This is a genomic window from Allobacillus salarius (genome assembly GCF_007559425.1).
GTDB classification, from domain to species: domain Bacteria; phylum Bacillota; class Bacilli; order Bacillales; family Alkalibacillaceae; genus Allobacillus; species Allobacillus salarius.
Genome location: NZ_VMHE01000022.1, coordinates 26,772 through 35,269, shown reverse-complemented (window position 1 = coordinate 35,269; position 8,498 = coordinate 26,772). Strand labels below are relative to the sequence as shown.

The window sequence follows — 8,498 nt, the reverse complement described above, 5'->3', positions numbered from 1 at the left end:
GCTCGATGACATATCACGAAGCACGAGCACACATTTGAGTATCGAGACACGCGCTCGATGACATTTCACGAAGCGCAAGCACTCATTTGAGTATCGATACACGTTCTCGACGACATTTCACGAAGCGCAAGCACTCATTTGGGTATCGAGACATGTTCTCGATGACATTTCGCGAAACACAAGCAGTCATTTGGGTATCGAGAAGAGAACGCCTATCAAGCCCGAAAGCCGATCAATATTAGAATCTTGTTTATAGAAGGCCACTAACCCCCGCGCGGTTGAAAAACCGAGTCGGAAAGTCCGATATAAGCAAAATTCTGATTCTCATCATTCAGCCTTTCATTCTCACTATGAAAAATCCATCCTATATGAAAGTCAAACTCCACAATTTCAATGCCAAGGAATCAACATTTTACGAAAAATCAATAACTTACGTCGTTTCAGTTTAATATTCCCCGCATCTTTACTATAATAGAGGTTGTGCCGAATAAGGTCATTCTTCGGCGTAAGGTTGATAATAAATTATAAATGTTATAAAATAAGAATGAGAATAGATTGGGAATGACCAATATATATCATAGAAAATGGAGGTATTGATATGGCTGGATCAACTTTAGAGATTAAAGATCTGCATGTCGAAATTGAAGGGAACGAAATCCTGAAAGGGGTTAACCTAACGATAAAGGGTGGAGAATTCCACGCAGTAATGGGACCAAACGGTACAGGTAAATCAACACTAGCGAGTGCCATTATGGGTCACCCGAAATATGAAGTGACAAAAGGGTCTATTCATTTAGATGGAGAAGATGTTCTTGAAATGGAAGTAGACGAGCGTGCGAAAGCCGGTCTATTTTTGGCTATGCAATATCCAAGTGAAATCAGCGGTGTCACAAACTCTGATTTTCTACGTTCTTCAATCAATGCGAAGCGTGAAGAAGGCAACGAAATTCCATTAATGCAGTTCATTAAAACAATGGATGAGAATTTGGACTTCTTAGATATAGATAAAGATATGGCTCAGCGTTATTTAAACGATGGATTTTCCGGTGGAGAGAAAAAGCGGAATGAAATTCTTCAGTTAATGATGTTGGAACCAGCAATCGCGATTTTAGACGAGATTGACTCCGGTCTAGACATTGACGCATTGAAAGTTGTTTCTGAAGGAATTAACAAAATGCGTAGTGAAAACTTCGGTTGCTTAATTATCACTCACTATCAACGTCTACTTAACTACATCACACCAGACCATGTACATGTTATGATGCAAGGTCGCGTTGTGAAGTCTGGTGGACCAGAGCTAGCTCAGCGCCTAGAAGCAGAAGGTTATGAGTGGATTAAAGAGGAGCTTGGCATCGAAGACGAAACTGTAGGCCAGTAAGTGATCATAAAGATTGGAGGGTGAATAATGGCAGTAGATACAAAACTACCATACGATGAACAATATATTACTGAGTATTCTCAGAAACGAAACGAACCTGAATGGTTCCGTAATATTCGTTTAGAAGCTTTACGTCAGTCGGAAGATCTTCCAATGGCGAAAGCAAATAAAACACGGATTATTGACTGGAACTTCACGAATTTCAAGCATGATGTAGCTGGTGAACCTATCCAGGACTTTGATACACTTCCTGAACAAATCCGTGTCCTATTAGGTGAAGAAGGAAGCACTAAAAATTTGATTATCGTTCGAAATAACGATGTTGCTTACGCGAATCTTTCTCAAGACTTGAAAGACAAAGGCGTTATTTTCGAAGATATTTTCACTGCAATGAATGAACATAGTGAACTTGTACAAAAGTATTTCATGCAAGATGGCGTTGCGGTGGATGAAAACAAAATGACTGCACGTCATGCAGCACTCATGAACAGTGGTGTATTCGTCTATGTTCCGAAAAACGTAGTCGTTGACGAACCAATCCAAGTTGTTTTTTGGCAAGAAGATGATGAAGCGGGTATGATTAACCACGTTTTATTAGTAGCTGAAGAAAATAGTGAAGTCACTTATTTAGAAAATTATTACTCAGCGAATGCCAATAAAGAATCTGTTGCCAATTTGGTCAGCGAAGTATTTGCTCACCAAAACGCAAAAGTTTCTTACGGTGCTGTCGACAACTTTGCAGAAGGAACAACAACTTACGTAAACCGTCGTGGAGTTGCTGACCGTGATGCAAACATTGAGTGGGCACTTGGTCAAATGAACGACGGAAATACGATTTCTGAAAATACAACCCACCTAAAAGGTGATAACTCAATTTGTAACGCGAAATCCGTTTCAGTCGGTCGCGGAAAACAAAGACAGAACTTCACAGCGAAGATTGTCAACTGGGGTAAAGATTCTGATGGTTACATCCTTCAGCACGGTGTCATGAAGGATCAATCAACAGCTTACTTCGATGGAATTGGTAAAATCGAGCATGGTGCAACACGTGCAAACGCTGAACAAGAATCCCGTATTTTAATGTTAGATGAAGGTGCACGTGGTGATGCCAACCCAATCTTATTGATTGATGAAGACGACGTAACCGCAGGGCACGCTGCTTCCGTAGGCCGCGTAGATCCAATGCAGTTATACTACATGATGAGTCGTGGTATTTCGAAAGAAGATGCAGAGCGTCTAATCATTCACGGATTTTTAGATCCAGTTGTTCGTGAAATCCCAATCGAAACCGTTCAAAAACAACTGAAAGAAGTTATTGAAGGGAAAGTATACTAATGAATATGGCAGAAGTTCGCAAGCAGTTTCCAATACTGGAACAGGAAGTTAATGGTCATCCATTAGTCTATCTCGATAGCGCTGCGACTTCCCAGAAGCCTCAAGTAGTTATCGATGCGATTAATGATTATTACGAACGCAATAACTCGAACGTTCACCGAGGTGTTCATACACTAGGTTCGCGTGCTACCGAAGATTATGAAGGTGCACGCGACAAGGTGAGAGAGTTCATCAATGCATCATCCATTAAAGAAGTTGTATTCGTTCGTGGAACAACAACTGCAATCAATCTTGTTGCGTCTAGTTACGGCAGACAGAATTTGTCTGAAGGCGATGAGATCGTTCTGACGAAAATGGAGCATCATAGTAACATCATTCCATGGCAGCAAGTAGCGAAAGAAACAGGCGCTAAACTGAAGTATCTTCCACTTTACGAAGATGGAACGATCTCATTGGATGATGTGCGTGAAGCGGTTACCGACCGAACGAAAATTGTTGCTGTTACACATGTTTCTAACGTTTTAGGTACAATCAATCCAATTAAGGAAATGGCCAAAATTGCACATGAGCATGGAGCTGTCATCGCAGTTGACGGTGCGCAAAGTGTTCCACATATGAAGGTAGACGTGCAAGATTTGGATGTTGATTTTTATGCCTTTTCGGGTCATAAAATGATCGGTCCTACAGGAATTGGTGTACTATACGGCAAGCAATCGCTGTTAGAAAATATGGAACCAGTCGAGTTCGGCGGTGAAATGATTGATTTTGTTCACCTTTATGAATCAACTTGGAAAGAGTTACCTTGGAAATTCGAAGGTGGAACACCGATTATCGCAGGTGCAGTCGGGCTTGCCGCTGCCATCGACTTTTTAAATGATGTCGGTTTAGATGAGATTGAAAAGCATGAACATGACGTTGTTCAATATGCAATGGAAAAAATGAATGAGATTGATGGAATGACAATCTACGGGCCTGATGCGCAGGAACGAGCTGGTCTTGTTACGTTCAATTTGGCAGGTGTCCATCCACATGACTTGGCGACAGCGCTTGATTCACTCGGCATTGCAGTTCGAGCGGGTCACCATTGTGCACAGCCATTAATGCGTGAACTTGAAGTCGCTGCAACTGCAAGAGCGAGCTTTTACCTGTATAATGATAAGAAAGATGTAGATCATCTTGTCGAAGGATTAAAAAAAGCGAAGGAGTATTTCGGAGATGTCTTTTAACAATCTAGATACACTCTATCGACAAGTCATCATGGACCACTACAAAAATCCGCGAAATCGCGGTACAATAGAAGATGAAGGTTCGATTACCGTTGAAATGAACAACCCAACGTGCGGTGATCGAATCGATTTACAGATGAAAGTAGAAGATGGAATCGTTCAAGACGCTAAGTTTGAAGGCGAAGGATGTTCCATCAGCATGGCATCTGCTTCTATGATGACGCAGACTGTAACAGGTAAACCAGTAGAAGATGCCCTCAAAATGTCAGAGATATTCTCTGAAATGATGTTGGGCAAGGATATAGATGAAAAGGAATTTAATCTGGATGACATGGGAGATGTTCAGGCCCTGCAAGGGGTAGCGAAATTCCCAGCCAGAATTAAATGTGCGACGCTCGCATGGAAAGCCATGGAGAAAGGCGTCGATGAGGAACAGTAGTCAGGCTGTTATGCCTGGTTCACTGTTTAATCATTATAAGGAGGGTGAAGTATGGCTAAGAAAGCACCTGAAGTAGGCGATTACAAGTATGGTTTTAGTGACCGCGACGTATCGATTTTCCGTACCGAACGTGGTCTGACTGAAGAGGTAGTTCGTGAAATTTCTGCCCGTAAAGAAGAACCTGAGTGGATGCTTGAGTATCGTTTGAAAGCATATGAAATATTTCATAGTAAGCCAATGCCGCAGTGGGGTGGCGACTTAGGCGAATTAGACTTTGACGAAATCACGTATTACGTCAAACCATCCGAGCGCTCTGAGCGTTCTTGGGATGAAGTACCTGAGGAGATTAAACAAACATTCGATCGTCTGGGTATCCCAGAAGCTGAACAGAAATATCTAGCGGGTGTTTCTGCGCAGTACGAATCCGAAGTTGTTTATCACAACATGGAAAAAGAATTGGAAGAAATGGGCGTTATCTTTAAAGATACGGACTCTGCTCTACGTGAAAACGAGGACTTATTCCGTGAGTATTTCGGTAAATTGATCCCAGCTTCTGATAACAAATTCTCAGCATTGAACTCTGCTGTATGGTCTGGTGGATCATTCATCTATGTACCGAAAAACACGAAGGTGGAAACACCACTACAAGCGTACTTCCGTATCAACTCTGAAAATATGGGTCAGTTCGAACGTACGTTGATCATCGTGGATGAAGGTGCATCTGTACACTATGTTGAAGGTTGTACAGCACCTGTTTATACGTCAAGTTCCCTACACAGTGCGGTTGTTGAAATCTTTGTTAAAAAAGATGCGTACTGCCGTTACACAACTGTTCAGAACTGGGCAAATAACGTTTATAACTTGGTTACGAAGAGAGCAACAGCAGAAGCAAACGGTACAATGGAGTGGATTGACGGTAACTTAGGCTCTAAGTTGACGATGAAATACCCATCCATTCTGTTGAAAGGCGAAGGCGCACGCGGTATGACCCTTTCCATCGCATTAGCTGGTAAAGGTCAGCACCAACACGCTGGAGCGAAAATGTATCACTTGGCACCAAATACGTCATCAACCATCGTTTCGAAATCCATTTCCAAACAAGGTGGTAAAGTAACGTATCTTGGATTGGTTCACTTCGGTAAAAAAGCTGACAACGCACGCTCCAACATCGAGTGTGACACGTTGATTATGGATAATGAATCCACATCGGATACGATTCCTTATAACGAAGTGTTGAATGAAAACATTTCCTTGGAACACGAGGCGAAAGTTTCTAAAGTATCAGAAGAACAACTCTTCTACTTGATGAGCCGTGGTTTGAGTGAAGAAGAGGCGACAGAAATGATCGTCATGGGCTTCATTGAGCCATTCACAAAAGAATTGCCAATGGAATATGCAGTTGAAATGAACCGCTTGATCTCCTTCGAAATGGAAGGATCTATTGGTTAAGTTTTAATCAATCCCCATCACAAATTGTTGTGATGGGGATTATTTAATTTCTTCAACCCAAAAATACTTAGTTTTTATATAACGATTGAGTAGGCACTGGACGAGTTCAGTGTCTTTTTTATGTGAGCTAAAAAGCTTATGTTGAAGCATTGAGAATTAATGTTGAAGGAACGCGAAATAATGTTGAAGCGTTGAGAATTAATGTTGAAGGAACGCGAAATAATGTTGAAGCGTCGAGAATTAATGTTGAAGCATCGAGAATTAATGTTGAAGGAACGCGAAATAATGTTGAAGCATTGAGAATCAACACTGAAGGAGCGTGCAATAACACTGATGCGTCGAGAATTAACACTGAAGAAACGCGCAGTAACACTGAAGCATTGATAATAAACACTGAAGGAACGCGCAATAACACTGAAGGCAAAGCGCATCCACATTGAAGCTATGTACATGTTGTTTTTAAGTTTTAGAGCACGAAAAGTTAGAGCTTAATCCATTTTTTCAATCAACGTTAACGAATAATCACCAATTTGGTTTTCTTTATATAAATTCGTAACTGAAGTCGTGTATTTTTGGATATATGCTTGGAATCGTAAATTTAATGATGGAACGTTTACGTCGAAATCGTTCTTATATAAAAAGGTAGCCACGCGATGATAGTCTTCACTCGTCACTTTGAAATCAATGCTTAAAGTCTTGCGCTCTATCCCTATTTTTGGATCGATTACTTCATCTGTAGAAAGATTGGTTGGTTCTAATTTTAAATCATCATTTAATATAACTGTCTGTTGCATCGTTGTATCACCTCATCTAATATGTGGAAACATCATATCATGTCAGTCATTCTTACCCCAAGTCAATTGCTCTAGCTAAGCAGATTATTCTCTATGCGAACGAACGGGTGATAGAATAAGATTTGCATGACAATGATTAAAGTGCGTGAAAGGATGTATATCAATGAAATTAAGCGTATTAGATCAAGCGCCAATTACGAGCGGAAATACCGCTGTCGGTGCACTTGAAAAAGCGGAAGAATTAGCTATATTAGCAGATGATTTAGGATATACACGGATGTGGATGGCAGAGCATCATGGGACGAGAGCATTTGCAAGTTCTGCTCCAGAAGTGACTGCCGCACGTTTAGCTGCAAAAACGAAACAGATTCGTATTGGTACAGGTGGCGTCATGATGATGCATTACTCTCCTTTAAAAATGGCTGAAGTGTTCAAAACATTAAGCGCATTTTCGCCAGGTCGAATTGACTTTGGTGTTGGACGTGCGCCTGGAGGAGATCCACAGTCGATGTATGCATTAGCTGAAGGACGTCAACCAAGAGTAGATAATATGTATGAAAAATTCGACCATACGTTACAGCTCATCAATGACGAGCTGACTGAGGACAAGTTATATGCGATGATTGCTAGTCCTCGAGGTGTTACATTACCTGAAGCATGGATGCTCGGTTCAAGTGGGAACAGTGCGCTTGAAACAGCAAGAAGAGGAGTAGGGTATTCATTCGCACAATTTTTCAATGGGCAGTTATCGAATGAAATTTTAAATATGTATCGAGATAACTTCATTCCATCGCCTTTTATGGAAAAACCAGAAATTAATGTTGCGTACTTAGTGACAGCAGCGGAAACAAAAGAAGAAGCAGAGTTTGAAGCAAAGCCACAAGACATCGCTCGACTGTGGTTGATGCAAGGAAAAATGGGGCAACTGTTAACACCAGAAGAAGCAAAGGATTATCCCTTGTCTGAAATGGACCTAATGAAAATAGAAGAGAGCAGAAAACTGCACATTGTCGGTTCCGCGAAGGAAGTTGCTGAGAAATTACAAGTTGAGCAAGAACAATATGGATTTGATGAAGCGATGATTTGTAGTATTCAACATTCACAAGAGAAACGATTGCAAGTGTACCGTTTATTGGCAAGAGAGTTATTCTAACAATCGTTTATAAACAGGGTACCTATTCATCACACATGTTAAAAATTTATTCGATAATTTTTGTTGAAAAAACTGCGTACTAATTCTTATTGGATTTGTCTAATCAAGCATAAGGTCATCTTTTCGAACGTTCACGCTGAATTAGACATTTTTCCCTCGTTTATTGAACAAAGCAAAGGGAAATCTACATTTATAAGTGGCCTTTTATCACTTGATACATGAACCAGCAGGTGACTTTGTTGCCGAGCCACTAGACAAGCCGCTTGTATTAATTAGTGGTGGAGTCGGAATTACACCGATGATGAGCATGTTAAATACGTATACCGAAAAAGATAAAAATCGAAAAATTATTTTCATCCATTCAAGCCGCAATGGAAATATACAACCATTTAAAGAACAATTGACAAACCTTGCACAAAATAATGAGCAAGTTGATTATTATGTTTGTTATGACTCTCCGACTGACGAAGACCAAAGAGAGAAGCGATATAATAAAGAAGGTCATATTGATCTAGATTGGTTAGAGTCAATCTTACCAACGAATGATGCTGACTTTTACCTCTGTGGGCCAATGCCATTCTTAGAAGCGATGGTTGGTCAATTGAATCGTTGGAATGTACCTAAAGAGCAAGTGAAATATGAAGTATTTAACCCTGTTGCAATTTTAGGTGCAGAAGAAGGTCAACAATAAAAATAAAATATAAATATGGCTGCCAGTCCCCTC

Annotated in this window: 9 protein-coding genes; 8 read left to right on the top strand and 1 reads right to left on the bottom strand. The window is 40.6% G+C overall.

Features of this window, described 5'->3' with window-relative positions:
* Positions 1-598: 598 nt before the first annotated feature.
* From sufC to FPQ13_RS10605, 6 genes are all read left to right on the top strand, one after another.
* Positions 599-1,378, top strand: coding sequence for a Fe-S cluster assembly ATPase SufC (sufC, locus tag FPQ13_RS10630; protein WP_144089308.1), 780 nt, complete (start codon positions 599-601; stop codon positions 1,376-1,378).
* A 27-nt stretch (positions 1,379-1,405) separates the two neighbouring features.
* On the top strand, positions 1,406-2,713 hold the full coding sequence (gene sufD / locus FPQ13_RS10625) for a Fe-S cluster assembly protein SufD (RefSeq protein ID WP_144089307.1): 1,308 nt from the start codon (positions 1,406-1,408) through the stop codon (positions 2,711-2,713).
* Positions 2,713-3,939 (top strand): cysteine desulfurase, encoded by a 1,227-nt coding sequence (locus tag FPQ13_RS10620; RefSeq protein WP_144089306.1) that lies wholly within the window; start codon positions 2,713-2,715, stop codon positions 3,937-3,939. The genes sufD and FPQ13_RS10620 overlap by 1 nt, the downstream gene beginning before the upstream one ends.
* Positions 3,929-4,378, top strand: a complete 450-nt coding sequence (sufU, locus tag FPQ13_RS10615; RefSeq protein ID WP_144089305.1) for a Fe-S cluster assembly sulfur transfer protein SufU — start codon at positions 3,929-3,931, stop codon at positions 4,376-4,378. The genes FPQ13_RS10620 and sufU overlap by 11 nt, the downstream gene beginning before the upstream one ends.
* A 51-nt stretch (positions 4,379-4,429) precedes the next feature.
* A complete protein-coding gene (gene sufB, locus FPQ13_RS10610) occupies positions 4,430-5,827 on the top strand; it encodes a Fe-S cluster assembly protein SufB (protein ID WP_144089304.1) in 1,398 nt (465 codons plus the stop codon).
* Positions 5,828-5,976: 149 nt separating this feature from the next.
* Positions 5,977-6,267 (top strand): hypothetical protein, encoded by a 291-nt coding sequence (locus FPQ13_RS10605; RefSeq protein WP_144089303.1) that lies wholly within the window; start codon positions 5,977-5,979, stop codon positions 6,265-6,267.
* 48 nt (positions 6,268-6,315) lie between these two features.
* Here the strand turns inward: FPQ13_RS10605 and FPQ13_RS10600 are convergent, their stop codons facing one another.
* Complete coding sequence (locus FPQ13_RS10600) at positions 6,316-6,621, bottom strand: DUF3219 family protein (RefSeq protein ID WP_144089302.1); 306 nt, start codon at positions 6,619-6,621, stop codon at positions 6,316-6,318.
* 163 nt (positions 6,622-6,784) lie between these two features.
* Here FPQ13_RS10600 and FPQ13_RS10595 point away from each other — a divergent pair, with 163 nt between their 5' ends.
* Both FPQ13_RS10595 and FPQ13_RS10590 read left to right on the top strand, forming a co-directional pair.
* Positions 6,785-7,774, top strand: a complete 990-nt coding sequence (locus tag FPQ13_RS10595; protein WP_144089301.1) for an LLM class flavin-dependent oxidoreductase — start codon at positions 6,785-6,787, stop codon at positions 7,772-7,774.
* Positions 7,775-7,985: 211 nt separating this feature from the next.
* Positions 7,986-8,465, top strand: coding sequence for an NO-inducible flavohemoprotein (locus FPQ13_RS10590; RefSeq protein ID WP_144089300.1), 480 nt, complete (start codon positions 7,986-7,988; stop codon positions 8,463-8,465).
* The last annotated feature ends 33 nt before the right edge of the window (positions 8,466-8,498 follow it).

Coding starts and splice junctions, on each gene's coding strand:
- sufC (WP_144089308.1), top strand. CDS start 599: ATGGCTGGATCAACTTTAGAGATTAAAGATCTGCATGTCGAAATTGAA.
- sufD (WP_144089307.1), top strand. CDS start 1,406: ATGGCAGTAGATACAAAACTACCATACGATGAACAATATATTACTGAG.
- FPQ13_RS10620 (WP_144089306.1), top strand. CDS start 2,713: ATGAATATGGCAGAAGTTCGCAAGCAGTTTCCAATACTGGAACAGGAA.
- sufU (WP_144089305.1), top strand. CDS start 3,929: ATGTCTTTTAACAATCTAGATACACTCTATCGACAAGTCATCATGGAC.
- sufB (WP_144089304.1), top strand. CDS start 4,430: ATGGCTAAGAAAGCACCTGAAGTAGGCGATTACAAGTATGGTTTTAGT.
- FPQ13_RS10600 (WP_144089302.1), bottom strand. CDS start 6,621: ATGCAACAGACAGTTATATTAAATGATGATTTAAAATTAGAACCAACC.
- FPQ13_RS10595 (WP_144089301.1), top strand. CDS start 6,785: ATGAAATTAAGCGTATTAGATCAAGCGCCAATTACGAGCGGAAATACC.